The sequence below is a fragment of the Sediminibacterium sp. genome (genome assembly GCF_030695065.1).
GTDB lineage: Bacteria > Bacteroidota > Bacteroidia > Chitinophagales > Chitinophagaceae > Sediminibacterium.
The window spans coordinates 70,780-93,217 of the sequence record NZ_JAUYTR010000009.1 but is presented as its reverse complement, the minus strand read 5'-3'; the positions used below and the strand labels follow the sequence as shown (position 1 = coordinate 93,217).

Sequence of the window (22,438 nt, the reverse complement as noted above, 5' to 3'; positions counted from 1 at the left end):
ATCCTACCTTGCAAGTAGCATGTACTTAACTAATCATTTTTCAACAGCAGAACAAGCGGATGTTTTGGCATTTATGCAATCCAATTCATTTGCTACTATATGTGGTGTAGGTATTGAGGGATTCCCAGTAGCTACTCATGTGCCTGTCATGATAAATTTGCGTAACAACCAACTGTTCTTACAAGCACATATTATGCGTAAACAGGCACATACTATTGCATTTGAGCATAACGATAAAGTGTTGGCAATATTTACTGGTCCGCATGCATATATTAGTGCGCAACATTATGAGCCACAAAATACTGCTAGTACTTATAATTATTCTGCTGTTCATGCAACAGGTATTATACATTTTTTAGGAGATGCTGAATTACATGAAATGTTGAAAAACTTAACTGCTAAATATGAGCAGAATCCTTCTTCTCCATCGCAAATGGAGCATATGAGTGAAGAATATATTCAATTGAACATGAAAGCAATTATTGCATTTGAAATTGAAGTAACTCAATTAAAGCACGTTTTTAAATGGAGTCAAAATAAGCCAAGCCATATTCAAGCAAATATTATTCAAACATTAGCAGAGGGTAATCTTGAAGAAAAATTAGCCGCAGTAGAAATGAAAAAAAGATTGAATATACAATAATCATTCATGAAAAATATTTTTATCATCTGCTGTATAATTTGCTTGTACAGCTGCAGTAGCACTAAAATGAGTCAACAAAATAAAACGCAAGTATTTGATTGGCAAGGCCATAGAGGTGCCCGTGGGTTGGTTCCAGAAAACACTGTATCGGCTATGTATAAAGCCATTGATTTAGGTGCAGTTACTTTAGAAATGGATGCAGTAATTACCGCCGACAAACAAGTTTTAGTTAGTCATGAGCCTTTTTTTAACCATGAAATAACTACTAAACCCGATGGTACACTTGTAAGTAAAGCCGAAGAAAAAAAATTGAATATTTACAAAATGAGTTATGCAGCTACTCAGCGTTATGATGTAGGTTTAAGAGGAAACCCAAGATTTCCTCAGCAACAAAAAATGGCTGCTACCAAACCTTTGTTGCTAGATGTAATTGAAGCTTCAGACCAATATGCTGCAGATAATAATAAGCCGCTTCCGTTTTATAATATTGAAACTAAATCACAAGCAATAACAGATAATGAGTACCATCCTGCTCCAAAAGAATTTGTGGATTTATTAGTTGCTATAATACATCATAAAAAATTAGTTGACAGAGTAACCATTCAATCATTTGATATTAGAACCTTGCAATACCTGCATCAACAGTACCCCGCTATTGCAACTGTTTTATTAATAGAAGACTATAATAAGAAAACTTTAGCTGAGCAATTACAAGAATTGGGATTCACCCCCAGGGTGTATAGCCCTCATCATAGTTTGGTGAACGAAGCTTTAGTAAAGGATTGTAAGGCAAAGGGAATGAAATTAGTTCCATGGACTGTGAACGATTTAGATACCATGAAAAAATTACGTTCATTGGGTGTTGATGGAATCATTTCAGACTATCCCAATCTTTTTTATTTTCCTTAATTAACTTTGCAGCAAGAAGCTTTTATGAAAAAAATTATTATTACCCTTGATGGATATTCTTCCTGTGGAAAAAGCACCCTGGCTAAACAAATGGCCAAGGCGTTGAATTATGTTTTTATTGACAGCGGGGCCATGTATAGGGCTATCACATTATTTTTTATAGAACATGCTATTGATTATACTAATGATACAGCAGTTCAGGAGGCGTTAAAGCAGATCAATCTTGCATTTGATTACAATGAATCAACAGGAAGCAGTGATATATTATTGAATGGTAGAAATGTAGAAAATGAGATACGCGAAATGCGGGTGAGCAATCTGGTAAGTGATGTGGCAGCCAACCAATATGTAAGAGAATTTGGAGTGGCACAGCAACAAAAAATGGGATTACAAAAGGGCATTGTAATGGATGGTAGAGATATTGGTACAACTGTTTTCCCGAATGCTGAATTGAAAATATTTGTAACTGCAGATCCTTCAATTAGAGTTGCTAGAAGGTATTTAGAATTATCTGCAAAGAATCCTGGAATCACAAAAGAAGAAGTGCAAGCGAATTTAGCTATGCGCGATGAAATTGATAGTACCAGAGAATTTAGTCCTTTAAGAAAAGCGGATGATGCGGTGGTTTTAGACAATAGTCATTTAACCAGAGAAGAGCAGTTGAAAACCGCTCTCCAATGGGTAAACGAAAAAATTAATTCATTAGCTGTTCTGTAATTTTACCAGTTGTCTTATGCTTTAAGATGAGTTTTTTAGCGCCATAATGCGTCATCTCTTCTTTTACTAAGTAGTGATCTTGATCATAAGAAACCAAATGAGATTCCTTGGTAAGTCCTGTTTGTCCTCTCCAAATATCTAATTGAACTGGTTCCCATATTTTAGACTTGGCACTTTTGTAAGCGGCATCGAGTATGGCATTAACTACATAGCCATCGTAAAATGTTTCTTTGGGTGCAATTCCTTTTTCTAAGGCGTTGAACATATCCATAAACATATGGTTGTAGCCCAACTCATTTAACTCGTCACCTACAGGGAATAACCAACCACTATTACTTTCTGCTTTCTCAGCAATATAATCACCGCCTTTTCCTGTAGTGAACATATCAAAACCTGTTCGTAAAAAGGAGTTAATCCAAATAGTGCCCTCTGTTCCCATTACTTCATCACGCAAATCTAACCCCCCTCTAAAAGTCCAGCTTACTTCGAACTGTCCAATAGCACCGTTTTCATATTTAACTAATCCAATAGCATGGTCTTCTGCATCAATTGGTTTTACTTGGGTATCGGCCCAACACATTACTTCAATCGGCTTTATGTCTTTGCCAATATAACTGCGGGTAATTTCTACACAATGACAACCTAAGTCTAGAATGCAGCCCCCACCAGCTTGTTCAATATCCCAGAACCATTCACTGTGTGGGCCAGGGTGAGTTTCGCGACTTTTTGCCCATAAAATTCTACCCAATGCACCCTCATGAACACTTTGACTAGCTTTGATAAATTTAGGTGTATATACCAAGTCTTCTAAATAACCATTGAAAATGCCTGCTGCTTCTACCGCTTCTAACATTCGCTTTGCTTCAGCAGCATTTCTGCCCAAGGGTTTGGTTGTCATTACTGCTTTCTTGTGTTTGCAACAAAGCATTACTGCTGCTTCATGTAAATTATTGGGAAGTGCAATACAAACAATGTCTACATCTTCTCTCGCAATTGCTTCTTCCATTACTGTGGTGTAATGGTGACATTGGTAGTCTTCCGCAAATTTACGGGCGCTTTCCTCTCTTCTAGAATAAATACTCACAATGCTATCTCTGCTTCTATAACCTTGCAAAGAGTCTGCATAAAAACGGCCAATAAAGCCGGAACCTAACATGGCAATACGTTGCATGAAATTGATTTTTTATAATTATGTTGTTGCTATTGATTTTTTTTCTTTAAAGAAAAGGATAAAAAACACTAAAACGGCTGCTGCAATATAGGCGGGTACCATCCAGATACTCATCCAATTATGGCCAGTAGCGGTTTTAGCGCCATCTACAACATAACCAGAATAGCCAGTACCTATAACCATTCCTAATCCATAAGTAGCAAAAGTGAATAAGCCCTGTGCCGCATTCTTGATTTTTTCCCCCGCTTTTTTCTCGGTATACATATAGCCTGTTACAAAGAAGAAATCGTAACAAATACCATGCAGTACAATACCTGCATACAACATCCAATTGGCGTCTCCAGTATTTCCGTAAGCAAAGAATACATAGCGCAACACCCAAGCCAACATACCAAAAATCAGCATATTCTTAACACCAATTCTATTGAAGAGCAGTGGGATGGCTAAAATGAATACAGCTTCAGAAACTTGGCCCAATGTCATTTTAGATGCTGCATTGGGGAAGCCAATTTCGTTTAGGAACGGATTTGCAAAGCCATAATAAAATGATAGTGGAACACAAATTAGAATAGCTGCTATAAAAAACACTAAATAGGACTTGTCTTTAAATAATACAAATGCTTCTGTACCTAAAGCAGAGGAAGCGTCTGTTGTTTGCGCCTTTGGTGGTGTGTTGGGTAATATAAAGCTGAACAGCCCTAATCCCCCAGAAACAGCCGCAGCAATATAAAATGTATCTGCTGATTTTTCAATACCCATTTGACCTATCATCACTCCTGCAACAATCCAGCCAATGGTGCCGAATACTCGAATCCAAGGAAACTGTTTACCTGGGTCGGTCATTTGTGAGAAAGCCACGCTATTACTTAAAGCAATGGTTGGCATGTATAGCAATGAATAACATAGAATGGTCCAATAAAAAATATTACTATCTGTAATTTTGGTAGCCATCAATAATAGACCGGCTCCCAAAATATGTAAAATCCCCATAATTTTTTGTGCTGCAAAAAAACGGTCGGCAATTAAACCCACAAAAAAAGGCGATATCATGGTGGCAATTGCTAGTGCACCGTAAGTAGCCCCAATTTGAATGCCAGAAGCACCCAGTGGGGGTTCGCTCATATAAGTTCCAAGTGTTACGTACCAAGCACTCCATATAAAGTACTGTAGAAACATCATTAACGATAATTTAATACCGGTATTTATATTCATATAGCAAGTTTTGAATGGACAATATAATTATAATTTGTGATTTTGTTGAAGGAGTTATTGTGTGATTAAAGAAATAAATAGACTGGCTTGAGGAATGGTCTAAAAGTAGCCCGAGAATTATTTATATTACTTGCTTAAAAGTACATTTAGTCCTTTTTCTTTTTTATTAAATGTTTTAATTCAGTCTAAATGAAAGGTCTTTCCTGTTTCATTTTTTTAATTGTTACAAAGCTGTCTTTTGGGCAAAACTGTAAATGTGATAGTTTGTTTTTACAAACTCAATCAATTGTAACTGACAATTACGCAGGTTGGTTTGATAAAGTAACAGATGATAACAAGGCTGTTTATCTCGATTGGACTAGTAATAAGTATGCTCAATCAAAAAGCATTTCTACAGATAGCAGTTGTGCAAAACTATTACAAGAATGGATATCTTTTTTTAAAGACAAACATCTACGAATAAAATACACTAAGCCAAAAGTAATAGTACAAAATAGTTCAGTGGTTAAAGCGATTCAGATACTTTATTCCAAATTAACCGAAAATCAAATAATAGCTTACTTGGATCAATCAAAAAAACTTGATCCGATTGAAGGAATCTATGAAAGTGCAAGTTATAAACTTGGGGTGACTAAAATAAATGACAGACAATTTCATGCAGTCATACTTTCTACTACCAATCAGAACTGGAAAATAGGTGAAGTAAAACTAGTAATTCAAAAAGTAGGGAGTAAATACCAAGGCACTTTTTATGAAGGCGATAAGTCTGATCAATCCGAGCATGAAGTTCAAATAGTTGACAATATTCTTGATTTTGATATAGTATTTTATGAGAAAATATACCCGGCTGTAAAAGTCAAAAAAGATATAGTAGAATATGAAATGTCAAAAGATCGATATGCCCCTAGTTTGATTTTTCAAAAAGATGTTGCTATTTGGAAATTCCCTTCATTTGAAAATAATGCCAATGAGCAAACGGAATATCTTTTAAAAAAGTATAAAGAAAAGTTGGATACAATTCCATTTTGGGTTTTAGACTTTCGTAATAATAGCGGGGGCGATTACAGTATTGGACTTCAGTTATTAGAATATATTTATACAAGGCCTATCGTAATGTATAATACTGAAATGCGAATGACGAAAAGTAATTATGATATCTGGTACAAAACGTTTATCTCAAATTATTATCAAAGTTTGGACAGCGTTGATAAGCTTAAAATGGATGTGCGTTTAAATAAGATGAAAGCAAATTATGATAAAATGTATAACGGAGATGAAAAGCTCACTGATACCTTGTTGATTAATAACGCCAATCTATTTCCTAAAAAAATTGCACTTTTAATTAACGAGCAAACAGTAAGTAGCGGAGAGCTATTTACAATATTAGCTGCTCAAAGTGATAAAGTAAATGTAATGGGTTCCAATTCAGGAGGAATGATTGATTATGGCAATGTGGTAAACTATTCTACCAATATTGCTGCAATTAGAATTCAATTGCCAACCAATCGTTATTTATGGTTAAATGAAGGAAAGTCTATTGATAAGGAGGGGATTAAACCGGCTATTTATTTAACTGATAGTGATTGGGTAGAAGCTGCTATTAAACTGATAAAAAGTAAATAATTAATTGAGTAAAAATTTGCATGATGATTTGTTTGAATAAAGTTGAAATTGCTGAAAGGATGGCTTTTTTAGATCAATCATGGGAACTAAAATCAGATTCAATTGAAAGGGAATTTGTTTTTAAAGATTTTGTTCAGGCTTTTGCTTTTATGACTTCAGTTGCAGCCAATGCTGAAACACTAAACCACCATCCCTACTGGACTAATGTGTACAATAAAGTAACTATTGAACTTACAACTCATGATGCAGGAGGGTTAACTGTATTAGATTTTGAGTTAGCTTCTATAATTGATAAGATTAACGTAACAATTAATTAGTTTAACCAACATTTCTATTTGGGCTTATTGCTTCAACATAAATGAATTGATGATTTCTATTTCATAGATTGAACTATTAATTTTAGTATGAATGTTCTCTGATAAATTTAAATATCGACTTGAGCAGTTTACAACCTATTTTGGTATTGGAGCATTCATACTACATTTTACAACAATAATGGCAATTCAACTTGGGTTACTCCAAGCAAAATATTTTCCAGAAAATTTATTTGGACATCCTTTTTCAGCATTATTTTCTCCATTTAGTATTCTTTTAGTTTATGAAGTTTATTTACTCGTATTTTATTTGCGAAAAAGTTATACTAAATCAGTTGCAAAACAAATGGAGATTATGGCGCTGATTTTATTAAGGAATAGTTTTAAAGATATCGGGAAATTACTACAAGGGGATACCCCGCTTTTGCAAAGTGACTTATTAAAGGATTTAATTGGGTTTGTTTCTATTTTACTACTACTTTGGATTTTTTCAAAAATTGATTCAGAGCGAACTGATAGTAAGTATGAATTAACTCCTCATTTTATAAAGTTAAAGGAAAGGTTATCTATTGTTTTGATGTTTGTGTTCTTTGGTTTGTCAGTTTTTTCATTTACTATTTGGATTTTTGAATTAGTTCAATATTCTGATAATCATGCATCATTACAAGATCCTTCACATATATTTTATAAAGAGTTTTTTACACTATTAACTTTTGTTGACGTTTTGCTTTTATTGAGTAGTGCAAAGAATTTGCAAAATACCATTCTTGTTATCCGGAATTCAGGTTATGTATTAGCAACTCTATTGATGCGTATTTCATTTGGTTTAGAGGGATGGGAGAAAGTATTTACCATTGTTATAGGGGCATCAGTTGCAGTATTCATGCTTTGGATTAGCCGAAGAAAAGTATTCTTAGTTTAATAACTAGCGATTCATTGCTGAATATTTTTTACTCTGCTTTTTATAATGTATATTACGATAATGATTTTATCGGCTTCCATTGCCGGACTGACAATTATCAAACTCCTGTGTAACATAATTACAAATGTTACTCGAGACCCATTGGTCTATTTTTGGCCTGAACTTTAGTTGAAGATGCAATTATCAAACAGTTTTGTTTTGATATCGGCGCAAATTTGCACTTAAAAAGTGTCGCAGGTTCATGCATTACACAAAATTTATCTATGAAAATATATGTAAAAAACATGGCTTGTGTTAGTTGTAAAGTAGTTGTTACTGATGTATTAGTTGAAATGAAAATTCCATTTTATAAAGTAGACTTAGGTGAAATAGACACGCACCAAGATGTTTCTGAAGAAGAAAAAATGGTACTAAATTCGAAATTGCGTAAAGCAGGTCTAGAGTTGCTTGAAAAAAAGCAAGGAATATTAATTGAAAGAATTAGACAAATAATGATAGATTATGTTTACAATTCTGATGGAAAGCCAGATTTAAAATTTTCTGTCTTGCTTCGTAAAGAATTGAATTTAAGCTATACCTATCTGGCAAATTTTTATTCTGAAGTTGAATCTACCACCATAGAGCAATTTATGATTGCCTTAAAAATTGAGCGGGTTAAAGAGTTACTTATTTTTGGGGAAGATACAATAGCTGAAATTGCTTATAAATTGAATTACAGTAGTGCTGCTCATTTATCTACCCAGTTTAAAAAGGTAACTGGGTTAACTCCTTCTCATTTTAGAAATTTAAAGGAAAGAAGGCGGATTGCTATACAAAATATCTAATTTTTCCACGTTGCCTGAATTAAATAAACTTCATTTCAATTAGATTAATGATGTTTATTTAACTTTCAGATAAAATGATTAATGGATAATATTATATTTCATATTCTTGGCTTTTTAGTTTGTGCTGCAATTATCATCTTTAGTGGGACAAAACTCTCTTACTATGGTGATAAAATTGCAGAGCTAACTGGTTTGGGAAAAGCGTGGATTGGTTTAATTTTAATGGCATCAGTTACATCTCTTCCAGAGTTAGTTACAGGGATTAGTTCGGTTGCAATCATCAAATCTCCAGATTTAGCAGCTGGTGATATTTTTGGTAGTTGTATGTTTAATCTGTTAATATTATCTGTATTAGACGCCAGGATAAAAAGACCACTTTTTTCTATGGTTAAATCGAGCCATATATTAACTGTAATTTTTGGGATTATGTTATTGACTGTTGCTGGAATAGCAATTTACCTTACTAATCAAATTCCTAGTATACTTTGGATGAGTAGTTTTACTTTCATCATTATTGCTATTTATTTGGTTTCTGTTTGGGGGATATTTAAATATGAACAAGCCGATTTAATTAGGACAGGGGAAGTAAATAACACCTATACAACTTTTGATAAAGCCGCTCTTAAAAGTGTGATTGGAAATTATGCGCTTCATGCATTAATTGTGATTTGTGCAGCAATTTTTCTTCCTTATTTTGGGGAACATATTGCGAGTGTTTCTGGATTGGGAAATTCTTTTTTTGCTACTTTATTTATTGCTGGGGCTACATCATTACCTGAGTTGGTTGTTTCAATTGCTGCATTGAGAATGGGGTCATTAGATATGGCTGTGGGTAATTTATTAGGAAGCAATGTATTCAACATATTTATTTTAGCCATTGATGATGTTTTTTATAGAGAAGGCTCTTTATTTTCTGCTATATCTCCATCTCACTTAACATCCGTGTTAATCATTATTATGATGTCTGCAGTAGTTGCACTTGGGTTGTTGTTTAAGCCAGAGAAAAAGCATTTTTGGGTTTTTAGTTTAGATACATTTATCATTATTGTTCTTTATATATTAGTAATGATGTACCTCTTCTTTAGCTAAAATGATCAATAATTTACTTTATTGTTGTGAAATTAATTTAAAAATTATTAAATAGCTATAAATAATTATTGTTTATCAATAAATATTTATTAATATTGCTCCATAATCATCAAAAACGAATCATTATGGAGATTTCAATCAGTTCCCAAAATGTGCTTAGAGTAATTAATATTATTGCCTGGGTCATTTTCGTTGGCCTTTGCATAGAGGCCGGCGGTATCTTATTCAATTCCATTTATGCAATTTTTATTAATCCTATAGCTTCCAAAAGCTTTTGGATGAAAGCTGACCTATCTGCATTATACAATTATGATAAAGGATTTTTTATGGTTGTTGTAAGTTTGATGAGTATTGTTGCTGTATTAAAGGCAATAATGTTTTATTTAATTATTACTTTATTCCATCATCGCACATTTCAGTTTACCCAGCCATTCAATACAATTTTAGAAAAATTTATTTCCAATCTAGCGTATCTATCTTTTGGCGTAGGGCTGTTTTCTATTTGGGGTAATCGTTATTGCGATTGGTTAAATTTTAATGGAGTGGAATTGCCCCCTATGCAAAGTTTAAGAATGGCTGGCGGCGATGTTTGGCTATTCATGTGTGCAATCTTGTTTGTTATAGCATACATAGTTAAGCGCGGTATAGAAATTCAAACTGAAAACGATTTAACTGTATAAGTATGCCAATTATAGTAAACTTAGATGTAATGATGGCAAAGCGTAAGATGTCTCTAAACGAACTTTCAGAAAAAGTAGGTTTAACTTTGTCTAATCTCTCCATTTTAAAAACAGGGAAAGCAAAGGCAATTAGATTTAGTACGCTAGAAGTTATTTGCGAAGTTTTAGATTGTCAGCCAGGGGATATACTTGAATTTACCAATGAATAAATGATAAGTTAGGGTTGATTTTTTAAAATAAATTTCGTAATTTATGATTTAACCAAATTATCCAATTTATGCCAAAGTATGTAATCGAAAGAAATATTCCTGATGCAGGTAATATTCCAGCTGACCAACTTAAAGCCATTTCACAAACCTCTTGTGGAGTATTAAATAAAATGGGACCTGAAATACAATGGTTGCAGAGTTATGTAACAAATGATAAAATTTATTGTGTGTACATTGCTCCAAATGAAGAGATGATTCGAGAACATGCTAGTCAAGGAGGCTTCCCAGCTAATTCAATTAGTGAAGTGAAGACCATGATTGATCCTACCACAGCAGAATAATTAAATATTATTAGTCATGAAACAACCATTGAGATTGATATATACTGCAGTCACTTTGATTGCGGTATATTTTTTCTCTAATATTTTCATATTAAATATTTTACCATTTCCTGATTCAATTATTTTTTTGAAGCCATTCATTTCATTTGCAATAGCAATACTAATTGCCAAAATGATTTGGAATAAAACTGATCAACTAAGAGATTCTTTTGCTACTTATTGTTTGATGGGTGGGTTAAGTGTTGGGGGAGTAGGACTGTTAGGAGGTTTTTTGGGTCCTATGATTTTTATGCCTGAGTCTAATCTTGGGCCTTTACTTGGAATATTTATTACAGGTCCAATCGGTTTTTTAATAGGGTTCTTGGGTGGTTGGATTTATTGGGAAATCAAGAAAAAGAAAAGCTGAAAGTTAATTTTACAATTGGCTGACTCATTCAACTAACAATTAGTTCAATTTCGTGTTTTAATTGAGCTATGAAAAATCTTGTTGAATACATCCCCATTTTTACTACTTTATTTTCTATTTATTTTTTTAAGGAAATATATAAGCACTATCAGTTAAAGAGAAAGAACTATTTACTTTGGTGGGCATTGGGGGTATTAACTTTTGGTTTAGGCACTTTGTCTGAAAGTATCAATATTTTATTGGGTTGGAGTGAGACTAATTTAAAATATTGGTATATCGTAGGGGCTTTATTAGGCGGGTATCCATTGGCCCAGGGCAGTGTGTATTTGTTAATGAATAAGCAGTTTGCACATATTACATCAGCGTTTTTTATACTTTTAATTCTAGTTGCTTCTTATTTTGTTATTTTAACTCCGGTTGAACTGCCTGATTCGTTCAACAATAAATTAACTGGGAGTGTTTTTGCATGGAAATGGGTTCGTTACTTTTCTCCACTCATTAATATTTACGCCTTTCTATTTTTGGTAGGAGGAGCTATATATTCTGCGTATAAATATTATAAACAAGGAATTAAAGAAGCCCCATTCAAGGGTAATATTTTTATTGCAATAGGAGGATTACTACCTGGAATTGGTGGCTCTTTTACAAGGGCAGGATATGTTGAAGTATTGTATGTGACTGAGTTTATTGGACTTGTTTGTATTTATTATGGATATAAAATTATTAAAGAGAATAAAGTATTCTTCATAGTAGCAACTACTAACACCTAAAAAGGGGGTATTTGGCCCAAATAAATATTAAGTACTCTGTGATACGTTAATATTCGGCATCTTACATTATGCTCTCAAAGTCAATGAAGAATTCATTATCTCTTTTATTTGTTTTATTTATTTCTATATCATCAATGTATGCACAAAATGCTGAACTGAGAGGTATCATTATTGATAGTAAATCTAGAAGCCCTGTTGAGTTTGCAAGTGTATCTATTTTAAAGGCTTCTGATTCATCTATTGTAGAAGGGTTTTTGACTCAAAAAAATGGTGCTTTTATTTTTTCTAAAATTAACACTGGTAATTTTTTATTGAAAGTAGTTTCTTTGGGTGCCCGAAACTTTTTCTTACCATTTTCTATTCAAAAGAAAAATCAACAGTTACTGCTTGATAGTATTCCATTATCTATATCCAATGAATCGTTAGGTGAAGTAGTTGTGACAGGTAAAATTAATAATTCCCTTTCCAATAAATTAGATAAGCAAACCTATAAAGCAAATCAGTTTGAAGCAGCAAAAGGCGGAACGGCCACAGATGTTTTGAAGAATTTGCCTTCTGTTGCGGTAAATAGTTCAGGAGAAATAAGTGTAAGGGGCTCTACAGGATTTTTGGTATTAATTAATGGTAAACCTGTATTAACCGATGCGCAAACCATCTTAAGCCAATTGCCAGCAAACACAATTGAAGGAATTGAATTAATTACTGCTCCATCAGCAAAATATGATGCGGACGGAAGAGCTGGTATTATTAATATAACAACAAAAAAGGGAATTACAGATGGATTTGAAGTGCAAGCCAATTTACTTGGCGGGTTGCCTAGTACTACTGATTATAATAATTTAGAAAAACCAGGACGTTTTGGGGGTGATATTACCTTGAGTTATAAAAAAAATAAGTGGAATTTTTCTGTAAGTGCTAACTATAATAGAAATGATGCCAACGGTAGTAGGGAAGGAGATGTGTATACAATCAATGAGGTAAATAATACTATTACTCGGTTTCCTTCAATAGGCGAAAGAAGTTTTGACAGATATAATTATGGAATTAGAACAGCTGTTAACTATGCAGCTGACAAGCAAAACCTATTTAGCGCAGGATTTTTTATTAGTAAAAAATACCAACAGCGAAGGGCAGATATTAACTATAATAATTCTGTTGAAAACTTAACCAATGGAGCTATATTAAAACAGTTTCCATATTTCAATTCCAATGTTCAAAATAAGGAGGGTGAATTTTTGGTGAGCAGTCTAGATTATGTTCATACTTTTAAAAATAATTCGAAACTTTCTAGTTCGGCTATTTATGAGAATGCAAATCTTTACGGGAATACTTTTAATCAAAACTTAGATTTGGCCTCCAAAACAATCCCTTTTCAACTAGTAACCAACCCTTACACGAATCCAATCAATGGTTATAGGTTTAAACTAGATTACAGTACTTCAATTGGAGCTGGAAAATTTGAAGCGGGCTATCAATTTAGACGAGATCAACAAGATGGTAAGTTTGATTATACAGTTACACCTTTTTCAAATCAACCAGATATTGCAAAGTTCAGGGGAACGGCTAAATCGGTGAATCAGGTAAATGGGTTATATGCACAGTATAGTGGAAAAGCGTCAAGTCTTCAATATACAACTGGGTTGCGGTATGAAAATGCGAATAGGGAAGTGATTTTGTCTTCAGACATCAATCCGCATTTATTAAAGATGCGTAATTTATTTCCCTCTTTTAATTTACTGTACACGTTTAACAATAACTGGAATGCAAAAGCAGGTTATAGTAAGCGCATACAGCGAAATAATAATTTTTAAATTAAATCCAATACCAGAAAGAGAGCACTCTGAAACTTTAGAACAGGGTGATCCAGATTTGCTCCCGCAAATGATTGATTTGGTTGAGTTGGGAGTGAATCATAGTTTTTCTAAAGGAACTTTTTTTGCAACTCTTTATTTTCAAAATATTCAAAATCCAATACAAAGAGTAAATAGTATATATGCAGACACTATTTTGAATAGGGTCTTTACTAATGTTGATAGAGCAAGACTTTTTGGGATTGAAATGGGTACAAATTTTAAGTTGACTTTGTGGTACAATTTATATTTTGGCGCCAATATATATAATTACAAAATAAATGGAGGGTTGAATGTATTGGGGGTCACTTCAACTGTAAATAATTCAAATTGGGTTTACTCCATTAACATGAATAATACTTTTAACCTAGGTCGAAGCTGGAATTTACAAGCCAATATGAATTATTTATCTGCGCGACCTACTGCGCAGGGAGAAGACTCAAGATTTTTATCTGTCAACTCTTCAATCAAAAAAACAATTTTGAACGGAAAATTCTCCATAGGATTACAATGGCAAAATATGAACCTAGGATTCATGAATACTAATCAACAACGCATTACTACTTTTGGTAAAAATTTTTACACAACTACCAATTATATTTATGAGACAGATGTGTTGCTACTTAATTTTAGCTTCAATCTAAATAAACTGACTAATAGACCAAAGCTTCCAACAAGTGAAATTGGTGAAAAAGAATTTTAATACTGCTCGTACCAGCTAAATTTTTCTTTGATAATCGTAGCTTTCTCCTTTTTCAAATGGTTTAGAAAAGCCAATGATACGGGAGAATGTTTTTTTCCTTTTAGCCAAATTAAACTCCAAGTAGTTTTAATGGGTAATCCTTTTGTATTAATGATTTGTAATTCTTTATTCTGTAGTTCATTCTTAATTCCAATAAGTGGCATAATCGAATACCCTAGTCCGGCCATCAATGCTTGTTTAACTGCTTCATTAGAAGTTAGCTCCATTTTTTTCTGAATGCTTAATTGATTTTTTTCGAAATACTTCTCCATTGTTTGTCTAGTTCCAGAACCTTGCTCTCGAAATATGATGGGAATGTCTTTAATAGAAAGCTTGGGTTTATTATTGCCTACTAGGTATAATTTGTTCTGCAATAAATCTAGTTTTTCAATATTTAATGAACTAGGTAAAATGGAAACTAAGGCAAAGTCAATTTCGTTTTTTTCTAAACTCTCAATTACTTTAGACTTATTTGTTACATCCATATTTAATTCTATACCATTATTGAGTTTGATGAATTCTGTTAGAAAATAAGGCATAATATACTTTCCTGTTGAAACTACAGATAACTTTAGCCGACCTGCAAGTTGACCTTTATATGCCAAGGTTTTATTGTTAATGGCATTCGCTTGATTAATTATTTCTGCTGCTGCTAGTGCAATTTCTTTCCCAAAATCAGTAATATATATTTTTCTTCCAACTACTTCTGTTAAGGGTATTTCAAATTGGTCTTGAAGATTTTTTAATTGTATGGAAACAGCTGGTTGACTTAAATGTAACTCTTCTGAGGCTTTAGTAACACTCTGTGTTTCTACCACTTTTAAAAAAATTTGTAATTGATTTAAAGTATAATTCATAAAAATAATTTATGGTTTATATATTAAAGATAAATGAAAATTTATGTAAAATACTGCCAAATTTGCACCCATCGGTTAATGATCCAAATAAACTGACTCATGAGTAACATACTATTTATTGTTTGCCCTTTTTCATGTGTAGAGAATAAATTGAAGCAAAAATATGGATCTAATGCTTTCTTTATTTCTAGCCCTGGAGCAATAATCCCTTACAATGACCACCTTTTTATTGAGGTTCTAATGGGCGAAATTGTTAGGAATAATATAAATGCAATTTACTTTGTTAATGATGCGTCTTCTAGAATTATTAATTCGGTAATCTTGAATAAGGATTTGTTTGGTTTGGATGCTGAACATTGGGTAGAAAGTATTTATAAACAGGCTTTCGCCACTAGTTTAAAAGGAAGATCAAATCAATATCAACTATTCCGACTAGCCGAATTAATAGCTCATAATCAAAAAAATGAATTTTTGACTAATGGTGTTTTTACTGACTTAATTATTGAAGAGAAAATAGTGGTTAAGACCTTGGTGATATCTTCTTCAATGCAATTTGTAAAAGAGTCTAGAATTGCAGCTCCTATTAAAGCTACCTATGAATTATAATCTTTTATTAGACAATTTAACCAATCCAGCTTTACTGTTTTTCGTTTTAGGAATTTTAGCGGTTTATTTGAAAAGCGATTTAGAAATACCTCCGAATTCTTCTAAGTTTATTTCGCTTTATTTATTGTTTGCAATTGGTTTCAAGGGTGGTCAAGAGCTTTCTCATGAAAAGTTTTCTTCAGAAATTGCATGGTCAATGCTGTTAGGCGTAACAATCTCTGTTATCATACCAGTTTATACATTTTTTCTTCTTAAAAAGCGATTGAACATATATAATGCTGGTGCAATTGCTGCAGCTTATGGTTCTGTAAGTGCTGTTACTTTTGTTACTGCTGTTACTTATTTGGAGTCTCAGCAGTTAGGTGTTCATGGCTATATGGTAGCCATAATGGCATTAATGGAGTCCCCTGCAATTATAGTTGGTTTATTATTGATTAGTCTTTTTAATCGCGAAGATGTTACCGATATTAAAAAACGAGATGTAATTAAGCATTCCTTTACCAATGGTAGTGTATTACTTATTTTGGGAAGTCTATTAATTGGATTAGTTGCTAATGCAAAACAAGCTGAAGGAATCAAACCATTTACCAATGATTTATTTAAAGGGTTTCTAGCTATTTTTTTATTGGATATGGGTATATCTAGTGGTAAAAAATTAAAAGCATTTTTCTCCTTTGGCTTATTTCCTTTCTTATTTGCTTTTTTTATTCCTTTACTTAATGGGTCTTTTTTTGCATGGGCCAGTATGTTTGTTACAGATGATATTACCAATCGATTTATGTTTGCTATTTTAGCTGCAAGTGCATCTTATATTGCTGTTCCCGCTGCAATGAAAATATCTGTTCCAAAAGCAAATCCAGGACTATTTTTGCCGATGGCGTTAGCTGTTACCTTTCCAGTAAATATAACTATTGGGATGCCTCTATACTTTTTTATAGCTCAAACTACTTGATAAACTGATTTATCTTTTTTATATTTAGTGTAAATCAAGTGTATGAAACAAAAAGTTTTAACCGTAGTAACTGTTTTATTCGCCCTTATGTTTATCAACGGAGGCTTAAATAAGTTTTTCAATTACATACCTGTACCCCCTGATTTACCTGCCGAAATGGTTAAAGTAAACACTGCTTTAATGGAAATTGTTTGGTTAATGCCTCTGATTGCTGTTGTTGAGCTTTTTGGTGGGATTTTATTGTTGATTCCTAAGTTAAGGGCGCTTGGTGCTATGATGATTTTCCCAATCATGGTTGGAATTGTACATATTCACGCTACAGTTGCTTTAAGTGGGTTGCCTTTAGCTATTATACTCTCCGCTATTTTATTATGGATCATGTGGGAAAATAGAGCAAAGTATATCCAATTAATTAAGTAGGAATTTTTATTTTATTTGTCATTTATTAGATGAAATTTTATTGGGAAATTTATTAACCATTTTACCCGATCTTGTTGGCACATTTGCATTTGCTATTAGTGGAATTAAATTAGCTTCTGGCAAACAGGTGGACTGGTTAGGTGCCTATATCATTGGGTTAGCAACCGCTATTGGCGGCGGTACCATACGTGATTTGCTTTTAGGTGTTACTCCATTTTGGATGTTGGATAGTAGGTATTTTATAACAACTGGTGCGGCTTTATTGGCCACGTTGGTTTTTAAAGAAAAACTTTTTAGATGGAGCAATACGCTTTTTTTATTTGACACCATTGGTTTAGGCCTTGTAACTATTGTTGGAATTACCAAGAGTTTAGATGCTGGCTTTCCATTCTGGGTTTGTATTGTTATGGGTGCAATTACAGGCTCAATTGGTGGCGTTATTAGAGATATTTTATTGAACGAAGTACCATTGCTGTTGCAAAAAGATATTTATGCCTTGGCTTGTATTATAGGAGGGGTAGTGTATTTTGTTTGTCTTTATTTTGGTTTATCAACAGGATTAACAGAAATTATTGCAGCATCTGTAGTGATATTGGTTCGAGTTTTAGCTGTTCAATTTCATATCCATTTACCAATATTACGTGCTTTACAATCTAACGTTAAGGAAAACATCAAAAAATAATTTCACCCAAACGGTTAGGTAATCAACTATTGATTCTACTATTTTTTCGAATCTGTAAATAATGTATCATTTGCTTACAGTTCTGTAATAAACTACAATACTTTGTTTTTGACCTTTAGTCTTTCAAAATAACATTTAAAAAGACTACATGAAAAACACTACAGAGTTACTCGGTAATTGGAAAGAGCTTAAAGGTAAATTGAAGCAGAAGTATGCAATGCTTACTGATGATGATATGTTGTTGGTTGAAGGAAAGCATGATGAACTTATGGGACGTCTTCAAATAAAATTAGGCAAGTCTAAGGAAGAACTCCAAAAGATTCTCACATCTTTATAATTTTTACCATTTAAAAGTACAATATGAAAAAAATAAGTTTGATTTTTTCTGCCCTATTATTATTGGCAGGAACTGAAATGATTAGCTGTAACTCTTCTGCAGAGAAAGTTGAAAAGGCAGAGGATGAAGTAAAGGTAGCCAATGAAAATTTAGATGAGGCCAATGCCGAATATTTGGCCGATGTAGAAAAGTTCAGGTTAGAAACAAATGAAAAGATTGATGAAAATGCAAAAAGTATTGCCGATTTCAATGCTAGAATTGCCACAGATAAAAAAGCAGCCAAGGCAGAGTATAAAGCAAAGATTGCTGCATTAGAGTTGAAAAATACCGATATGAAGAAAAAAATTGCCGATTATAAAGCGGATGGTAAAGATGGTTGGGCTAAATTTAAAGAAGAATTCAACCGCGATATGGATGAATTAGGAAAAGCCCTAAAAGATTTTACAGTTAAGAATGAATAAGCAATATTTTAATTTAAGCGAGGATGATGTGTTTAACGCATTCAAATCGTCTAGAAAAGGATTATCCCCAATAGAAGCGTCTAATCGTTTAACCAAATATGGATTAAATGAATTAGTTACCAAGAAAAATAAACCCGCATGGGTTTATTTTTTTGACCAGTTTAAAGACTTCATGATTATCATTTTATTGGTAGCTGCAGTTCTCTCAGGTATAATGGGAGATATGGTGGATACAATTGTTATTTTAATCATTGTACTATTGAATGCCTTATTAGGTTTTAGTCAAGAGTATAAAGCAGAAAAATCAATGGCTGCTTTAAAAAAGATGAGTCTTACTACGGCTCGAGTTAACCGAGACGAAATGCCGGCAATTATTCCGTCTCAAGAATTAGTGCCTGGTGATATTGTTTACTTAGAAGCAGGGAATATTGTACCTGCAGATATACGACTAATTGAAGTACATACGCTTAGCATAGACGAATCCTCCTTAACTGGAGAATCGACTGCTGCTCATAAAAAAGCAGACACCATTAATGAAGTAGAAATTTCATTAGGCGATCGGCACAATATGGCATTTAAAGGCACTTTGGTAACTGCAGGTAGGGCAACTGGTTTAGTGGTGGTAACCGGAATGTCTACAGAATTAGGTCAAATTGCAGGATTGCTACAAGAAGATAAAGCAACCACTCCATTGCAAAAACGAATGGAATATTTTGGTAAAAAATTATCTTATATAATTTTATTCATTTGTTTTGTTTTGTTTATTAGCGGGTTAATCCGAGGTGAAGATCCTTTTACTTTATTGTTGCTCTCCATCAGTTTAGCGGTGGCTGCTATACCAGAAGCATTGCCAGCTTTAATTACTATTGCATTATCTAAAGGTGCGGCAAGGCTGGCCAAGAAAAAGGCATTAATCAGAAAGCTCCCTGCTGTAGAAACTTTGGGGTCAGTTAGTTTTATTTGTTCTGATAAAACAGGTACACTAACTCAGAATAAAATGGAAGTGATTGAGACTTTTGAAAATACGGTTTTGTCTCCATCATTTTCTAATACGCCATTATTGCTCTCAATGGCCTTAAACCATGATATTCAATTTAATCAGTCAGGGGAACCATTTGGTGAATCAACAGAACTTGCCATTGTAAATCAATGCATAGACCAGCTAACTATTGCTGAATTTCATACATTATATAGTCAATACCCAAGAGTCTCTGAAATTCCGTTTGATTCTGATCGAAAATGTATGACAACCATTCATTCCTTTGGCGACCAATTTTTGGTGATCACCAAGGGGGCAACAGAAACCATTCAAGCTTCTTTAACGGACGCAGAGTCTAAGCACCAATTGCTTGCCTTGTCTAATAAATGGGCAATAAAAGGAATGAGGGTTATTGCTTACGGATTTAAATTAATCAATACACTCCCTCAGGAAATAACCAGTGAAACTGTAGAGAAGGATTTAGTATGGATTGGCCAGGTAGGATTAATGGATCCTCCCAGAGTAAACGTGGTAAATGTTATTCAAGAATGTATAGAAGCTGGAATAAAGCCTGTCATGATTACGGGTGACCACCCTGAAACAGCTAAAGCAATTGCTATGCAAATCGGTATAATGCAAGCAGGAGATAAGGTTATGATTGGTACAGCTTTGGCTCAGCTAAATGATGAGCAATTTAAAATGGAAGTATTGAACATTGCAGTATATGCTAGGGTTTCGCCCAATCAAAAATTACGTATTATTAAAGCATTGCAAAGTAACGGACATTTTGTTGCGATGACAGGTGATGGGGTAAATGATGCACCTTCTTTAAAGGCAGCCAATATTGGTGTTGCAATGGGTATCACAGGTACAGATGTAAGTAAGGAAGCGGCTGATTTAATTTTATTGGATGATAGTTTTGGCACTATTGTAAATGCTATTAAAGAAGGAAGAAGAATTGTAGATAATATTCGGAAGTTCATCAAGTATATTATGACCTGCAACGGTGCAGAAATTTGGACTATTTTTTTAGCTCCTATTTTAGGGATGCCCATTCCGTTATTACCCATACATATCTTATGGATTAATTTGGTAACTGATGGATTACCAGCTTTAGCATTGGCCAATGAAAAAGGGGAATTAGATATTATGAAAAGACCTCCTCGGAATGCTTCAGAAAGTTTTTTTGCAGATGGAGTAGGGTTGCATATTATATGGGTAGGACTATTGATGGCAGGTGTTACATTGACAACCCAAGCCTATGCATTGCATAATGCTTCTGCTCATTGGCAAACTATGGTATTTACAGTATTGTCTTTTGCTCAATTAGGCCATGTATTGGCGGTCAGAAGTGATAAAACATATTTATTTCAACAAGGATTTTTTTCTAACACACTATTACTATTATCTGTACTATTTACCTTTTGTTTACAGTTGGGTGTCATCTATATCCCTTTCTTAAATGAAATATTTAAAACACAACCACTAAGTTTACAAGAATTAGGTTTTTGTATATTAATGTCGATGATTGTTTTTCATGCAGTAGAATTAGAAAAGCTAATCAAGCGCTTGAAGAATGTCCGCTAGTATATCTTCCTTGTGCTCAAGTCCTACGCTAATTCTAATGAGGCCTGGAGTAATATTGACCGCTTGTCTTTCGGCTTCTGTTAGTTTGGCGTGTGTAGTACTTGCAGGGTGAGATGCAATACTTCTGGTGTCTCCTAAATTAGCTGTGAGCGAAAGCATCTTGAGGTTATCTAAAAATGTTCGGCCAGCTTCAATCCCCCCCTTCAACTCAAAACACACTATTCCACCACCATTTTGCATTTGTTTAGTGGCAATTGAATAATGAGGATGAGATTGTAAAAATGGATATCTTAGGTTAGCTATGCTTGAATGATTTTCTAAAGCTTGTGCTATAAATAATGCATTGGAAGCATGACGTTCCATCCTTACATCAAGTGTTTCTAAACTTTTGCTGAGTACCCAAGCATTGAAAGGGGATAGTGCTGGCCCTGTGCTTCGGCAGAATAAATAGATTTCTTTAATTAAGTCTTTTCTGCCTACTACAGCACCACCCAAAACACGTCCTTGACCATCTAACCATTTAGTTGCTGAATGCACTACTAGGTCTGCTCCAAATGCAATGGGTTGTTGGTTAACTGGTGTGGCAAAGCAATTGTCTACATTGAATATAATCTGGTGTTTTTTTGCTAGTTTTCCAATCATTGCTAAATCTAATACTTCAAGTCCTGGATTGGTAGGGGTTTCTAGGTAAATCATTTTAGTGTTAGGGGTAATGGCTGCTTCCCATTCTTCTTCGGTTGCATTGGCGCCTATATAACCGTATTCAATTCCATATTTGGGCAAATATTTTGCAATAACGGTATGGGTACTTCCAAATATAGAATTACAAGACAATAAGCGATCTCCCTGTTTTAGTAATGCCATGAATGAACCGAATACAGCACTCATTCCTGAAGCAGTTGCATAGCCAGCTTCAGCGCCTTCTAAAGCCACCAATTTATCTACAAATTCTTGTACGCTCGGATTACTAAAACGGGAATAAATATTATCGTCCGATTCATCCGCAAAAGCAGCACGCATTTCTTCTGCATTATCAAAACAAAAACTGCTGGTTAAGAAAAGGGGGGATGAATGTTCCATTTCTTGAGTGCGTTCTGTTTGAATTCGGATGGCCTGTGTTTGCTTTTTCATAGTC

26 protein-coding genes are annotated in these 22,438 nt (G+C 33.8%); 22 read left to right on the top strand and 4 right to left on the bottom strand.

The genetic code is table 11. From position 1 onward, the window contains the following. Positions 1 to 19: 19 nt before the first annotated feature. The 3 genes from Q8S25_RS02650 to cmk are packed head-to-tail and all read left to right on the top strand — an operon-like array spanning position 20 to position 2,269. Entirely contained in the window at positions 20 to 643 is a 624-nt protein-coding gene (locus Q8S25_RS02650; RefSeq protein WP_305534603.1) for an FMN-binding negative transcriptional regulator, read from the top strand. Between the two features lie 6 nt (positions 644 to 649). Further along, positions 650 to 1,552, top strand: a complete 903-nt coding sequence (locus tag Q8S25_RS02645; protein WP_305534601.1) for a glycerophosphodiester phosphodiesterase family protein — start codon at positions 650 to 652, stop codon at positions 1,550 to 1,552. A 24-nt stretch (positions 1,553 to 1,576) separates the two neighbouring features. Further along, on the top strand, positions 1,577 to 2,269 hold the full coding sequence (cmk, locus tag Q8S25_RS02640) for a (d)CMP kinase (protein ID WP_305534599.1): 693 nt from the start codon (positions 1,577 to 1,579) through the stop codon (positions 2,267 to 2,269). Here the strand turns inward: cmk and Q8S25_RS02635 are convergent. Continuing rightward, a complete protein-coding gene (locus tag Q8S25_RS02635; protein ID WP_305534597.1) occupies positions 2,247 to 3,440 on the bottom strand; it encodes a Gfo/Idh/MocA family protein in 1,194 nt (397 codons plus the stop codon). The two genes, cmk and Q8S25_RS02635, sit on opposite strands and share 23 nt — an antisense overlap. An 18-nt stretch (positions 3,441 to 3,458) precedes the next feature. After that, positions 3,459 to 4,652 (bottom strand): nucleoside permease, encoded by a 1,194-nt coding sequence (locus Q8S25_RS02630; protein ID WP_305534595.1) that lies wholly within the window; start codon positions 4,650 to 4,652, stop codon positions 3,459 to 3,461. A 264-nt stretch (positions 4,653 to 4,916) separates the two neighbouring features. On the opposite strand from Q8S25_RS02630, the gene Q8S25_RS02625 reads away from it, so the two are divergent. From Q8S25_RS02625 to Q8S25_RS02570, 12 genes are all read left to right on the top strand, one after another. Beyond that, on the top strand, positions 4,917 to 6,275 hold the full coding sequence (locus tag Q8S25_RS02625; protein WP_305534593.1) for a S41 family peptidase: 1,359 nt from the start codon (positions 4,917 to 4,919) through the stop codon (positions 6,273 to 6,275). A gap of 20 nt (positions 6,276 to 6,295) precedes the next feature. Next, positions 6,296 to 6,592 (top strand): 4a-hydroxytetrahydrobiopterin dehydratase, encoded by a 297-nt coding sequence (locus Q8S25_RS02620; protein WP_305534591.1) that lies wholly within the window; start codon positions 6,296 to 6,298, stop codon positions 6,590 to 6,592. Positions 6,593 to 6,683: 91 nt separating this feature from the next. Then, complete coding sequence (locus Q8S25_RS02615; RefSeq protein WP_305534589.1) at positions 6,684 to 7,511, top strand: hypothetical protein; 828 nt, start codon at positions 6,684 to 6,686, stop codon at positions 7,509 to 7,511. 263 nt (positions 7,512 to 7,774) lie between these two features. Further along, a complete protein-coding gene (locus Q8S25_RS02610) occupies positions 7,775 to 8,335 on the top strand; it encodes an AraC family transcriptional regulator (protein WP_305534587.1) in 561 nt (186 codons plus the stop codon). An 81-nt stretch (positions 8,336 to 8,416) separates the two neighbouring features. Next, positions 8,417 to 9,424, top strand: coding sequence for a sodium:calcium antiporter (locus tag Q8S25_RS02605; RefSeq protein ID WP_305534585.1), 1,008 nt, complete (start codon positions 8,417 to 8,419; stop codon positions 9,422 to 9,424). A 68-nt stretch (positions 9,425 to 9,492) separates the two neighbouring features. Continuing rightward, on the top strand, positions 9,493 to 10,104 hold the full coding sequence (locus Q8S25_RS02600) for a DUF2975 domain-containing protein (RefSeq protein WP_305534583.1): 612 nt from the start codon (positions 9,493 to 9,495) through the stop codon (positions 10,102 to 10,104). A gap of 2 nt (positions 10,105 to 10,106) precedes the next feature. Beyond that, positions 10,107 to 10,313 (top strand): helix-turn-helix transcriptional regulator, encoded by a 207-nt coding sequence (locus Q8S25_RS02595; protein WP_305534581.1) that lies wholly within the window; start codon positions 10,107 to 10,109, stop codon positions 10,311 to 10,313. Between the two features lie 68 nt (positions 10,314 to 10,381). Continuing rightward, complete coding sequence (locus tag Q8S25_RS02590; RefSeq protein WP_305534579.1) at positions 10,382 to 10,654, top strand: DUF4242 domain-containing protein; 273 nt, start codon at positions 10,382 to 10,384, stop codon at positions 10,652 to 10,654. Positions 10,655 to 10,670: 16 nt separating this feature from the next. After that, positions 10,671 to 11,060, top strand: coding sequence for a hypothetical protein (locus Q8S25_RS02585; RefSeq protein WP_305534577.1), 390 nt, complete (start codon positions 10,671 to 10,673; stop codon positions 11,058 to 11,060). 68 nt (positions 11,061 to 11,128) lie between these two features. Continuing rightward, a complete protein-coding gene (locus Q8S25_RS02580) occupies positions 11,129 to 11,830 on the top strand; it encodes a hypothetical protein (protein WP_305534575.1) in 702 nt (233 codons plus the stop codon). A gap of 83 nt (positions 11,831 to 11,913) precedes the next feature. Next, positions 11,914 to 13,641 (top strand): outer membrane beta-barrel protein, encoded by a 1,728-nt coding sequence (locus Q8S25_RS02575; RefSeq protein WP_305534573.1) that lies wholly within the window; start codon positions 11,914 to 11,916, stop codon positions 13,639 to 13,641. Then, complete coding sequence (locus Q8S25_RS02570) at positions 13,592 to 14,383, top strand: TonB-dependent receptor domain-containing protein (protein ID WP_305534571.1); 792 nt, start codon at positions 13,592 to 13,594, stop codon at positions 14,381 to 14,383. Before Q8S25_RS02575 ends, Q8S25_RS02570 begins: the two co-directional genes overlap by 50 nt. Here the strand turns inward: Q8S25_RS02570 and Q8S25_RS02565 are convergent. Then, positions 14,380 to 15,279, bottom strand: coding sequence for a LysR family transcriptional regulator (locus tag Q8S25_RS02565; RefSeq protein ID WP_305534569.1), 900 nt, complete (start codon positions 15,277 to 15,279; stop codon positions 14,380 to 14,382). The genes Q8S25_RS02570 and Q8S25_RS02565 overlap by 4 nt on opposite strands. A 99-nt stretch (positions 15,280 to 15,378) precedes the next feature. Here Q8S25_RS02565 and Q8S25_RS02560 point away from each other — a divergent pair, with 99 nt between their 5' ends. The 7 genes from Q8S25_RS02560 (at position 15,379) to Q8S25_RS02530 (ending at position 21,303) form a co-directional block, all read left to right on the top strand. Further along, positions 15,379 to 15,885: a hypothetical protein gene (locus Q8S25_RS02560; protein WP_305534567.1), complete on the top strand. Its 507-nt coding sequence runs from the start codon at positions 15,379 to 15,381 to the stop codon at positions 15,883 to 15,885. After that, positions 15,875 to 16,837 carry a sodium-dependent bicarbonate transport family permease gene (locus Q8S25_RS02555; protein ID WP_305534565.1) on the top strand — a complete coding sequence of 321 codons (963 nt, stop codon included), beginning with the start codon at positions 15,875 to 15,877 and terminating at the stop codon, positions 16,835 to 16,837. Before Q8S25_RS02560 ends, Q8S25_RS02555 begins: the two co-directional genes overlap by 11 nt. A 42-nt stretch (positions 16,838 to 16,879) precedes the next feature. Next, positions 16,880 to 17,257 carry a DoxX family protein gene (locus tag Q8S25_RS02550; RefSeq protein WP_305534563.1) on the top strand — a complete coding sequence of 126 codons (378 nt, stop codon included), beginning with the start codon at positions 16,880 to 16,882 and terminating at the stop codon, positions 17,255 to 17,257. A gap of 40 nt (positions 17,258 to 17,297) precedes the next feature. Continuing rightward, complete coding sequence (locus Q8S25_RS02545; protein ID WP_305534561.1) at positions 17,298 to 17,939, top strand: trimeric intracellular cation channel family protein; 642 nt, start codon at positions 17,298 to 17,300, stop codon at positions 17,937 to 17,939. Between the two features lie 148 nt (positions 17,940 to 18,087). Continuing rightward, positions 18,088 to 18,276, top strand: a complete 189-nt coding sequence (locus tag Q8S25_RS02540) for a CsbD family protein (RefSeq protein WP_305534559.1) — start codon at positions 18,088 to 18,090, stop codon at positions 18,274 to 18,276. A 23-nt stretch (positions 18,277 to 18,299) separates the two neighbouring features. Beyond that, positions 18,300 to 18,737 (top strand): hypothetical protein, encoded by a 438-nt coding sequence (locus Q8S25_RS02535; RefSeq protein WP_305534557.1) that lies wholly within the window; start codon positions 18,300 to 18,302, stop codon positions 18,735 to 18,737. Beyond that, the gene (locus Q8S25_RS02530) at positions 18,730 to 21,303 is read left to right on the top strand and encodes a cation-translocating P-type ATPase (protein WP_305534555.1); all 2,574 of its coding nucleotides are present in this window, start codon (positions 18,730 to 18,732) and stop codon (positions 21,301 to 21,303) included. Before Q8S25_RS02535 ends, Q8S25_RS02530 begins: the two co-directional genes overlap by 8 nt. Here Q8S25_RS02530 and Q8S25_RS02525 read toward each other — a convergent pair. Next, positions 21,274 to 22,434, bottom strand: a complete 1,161-nt coding sequence (locus tag Q8S25_RS02525; RefSeq protein WP_305534553.1) for a PLP-dependent aspartate aminotransferase family protein — start codon at positions 22,432 to 22,434, stop codon at positions 21,274 to 21,276. The two genes, Q8S25_RS02530 and Q8S25_RS02525, sit on opposite strands and share 30 nt — an antisense overlap. Positions 22,435 to 22,438 lie beyond the last annotated feature (4 nt).

What these genes read in the sequence shown, in the direction of transcription:
- Q8S25_RS02650 (WP_305534603.1), top strand. Translation starts at nt 20, where the DNA reads ATGTACTTAACTAATCATTTTTCAACAGCAGAACAAGCGGATGTTTTG.
- Q8S25_RS02645 (WP_305534601.1), top strand. Translation starts at nt 650, where the DNA reads ATGAAAAATATTTTTATCATCTGCTGTATAATTTGCTTGTACAGCTGC.
- cmk (WP_305534599.1), top strand. Translation starts at nt 1,577, where the DNA reads ATGAAAAAAATTATTATTACCCTTGATGGATATTCTTCCTGTGGAAAA.
- Q8S25_RS02635 (WP_305534597.1), bottom strand. Translation starts at nt 3,440, where the DNA reads ATGCAACGTATTGCCATGTTAGGTTCCGGCTTTATTGGCCGTTTTTAT.
- Q8S25_RS02630 (WP_305534595.1), bottom strand. Translation starts at nt 4,652, where the DNA reads ATGAATATAAATACCGGTATTAAATTATCGTTAATGATGTTTCTACAG.
- Q8S25_RS02620 (WP_305534591.1), top strand. Translation starts at nt 6,296, where the DNA reads ATGATGATTTGTTTGAATAAAGTTGAAATTGCTGAAAGGATGGCTTTT.
- Q8S25_RS02615 (WP_305534589.1), top strand. Translation starts at nt 6,684, where the DNA reads ATGTTCTCTGATAAATTTAAATATCGACTTGAGCAGTTTACAACCTAT.
- Q8S25_RS02610 (WP_305534587.1), top strand. Translation starts at nt 7,775, where the DNA reads ATGAAAATATATGTAAAAAACATGGCTTGTGTTAGTTGTAAAGTAGTT.
- Q8S25_RS02605 (WP_305534585.1), top strand. Translation starts at nt 8,417, where the DNA reads ATGGATAATATTATATTTCATATTCTTGGCTTTTTAGTTTGTGCTGCA.
- Q8S25_RS02595 (WP_305534581.1), top strand. Translation starts at nt 10,107, where the DNA reads ATGCCAATTATAGTAAACTTAGATGTAATGATGGCAAAGCGTAAGATG.
- Q8S25_RS02590 (WP_305534579.1), top strand. Translation starts at nt 10,382, where the DNA reads ATGCCAAAGTATGTAATCGAAAGAAATATTCCTGATGCAGGTAATATT.
- Q8S25_RS02585 (WP_305534577.1), top strand. Translation starts at nt 10,671, where the DNA reads ATGAAACAACCATTGAGATTGATATATACTGCAGTCACTTTGATTGCG.
- Q8S25_RS02580 (WP_305534575.1), top strand. Translation starts at nt 11,129, where the DNA reads ATGAAAAATCTTGTTGAATACATCCCCATTTTTACTACTTTATTTTCT.
- Q8S25_RS02575 (WP_305534573.1), top strand. Translation starts at nt 11,914, where the DNA reads ATGAAGAATTCATTATCTCTTTTATTTGTTTTATTTATTTCTATATCA.
- Q8S25_RS02570 (WP_305534571.1), top strand. Translation starts at nt 13,592, where the DNA reads ATGCAAAAGCAGGTTATAGTAAGCGCATACAGCGAAATAATAATTTTT.
- Q8S25_RS02565 (WP_305534569.1), bottom strand. Translation starts at nt 15,279, where the DNA reads ATGAATTATACTTTAAATCAATTACAAATTTTTTTAAAAGTGGTAGAA.
- Q8S25_RS02560 (WP_305534567.1), top strand. Translation starts at nt 15,379, where the DNA reads ATGAGTAACATACTATTTATTGTTTGCCCTTTTTCATGTGTAGAGAAT.
- Q8S25_RS02555 (WP_305534565.1), top strand. Translation starts at nt 15,875, where the DNA reads ATGAATTATAATCTTTTATTAGACAATTTAACCAATCCAGCTTTACTG.
- Q8S25_RS02550 (WP_305534563.1), top strand. Translation starts at nt 16,880, where the DNA reads ATGAAACAAAAAGTTTTAACCGTAGTAACTGTTTTATTCGCCCTTATG.
- Q8S25_RS02540 (WP_305534559.1), top strand. Translation starts at nt 18,088, where the DNA reads ATGAAAAACACTACAGAGTTACTCGGTAATTGGAAAGAGCTTAAAGGT.
- Q8S25_RS02535 (WP_305534557.1), top strand. Translation starts at nt 18,300, where the DNA reads ATGAAAAAAATAAGTTTGATTTTTTCTGCCCTATTATTATTGGCAGGA.
- Q8S25_RS02530 (WP_305534555.1), top strand. Translation starts at nt 18,730, where the DNA reads ATGAATAAGCAATATTTTAATTTAAGCGAGGATGATGTGTTTAACGCA.
- Q8S25_RS02525 (WP_305534553.1), bottom strand. Translation starts at nt 22,434, where the DNA reads ATGAAAAAGCAAACACAGGCCATCCGAATTCAAACAGAACGCACTCAA.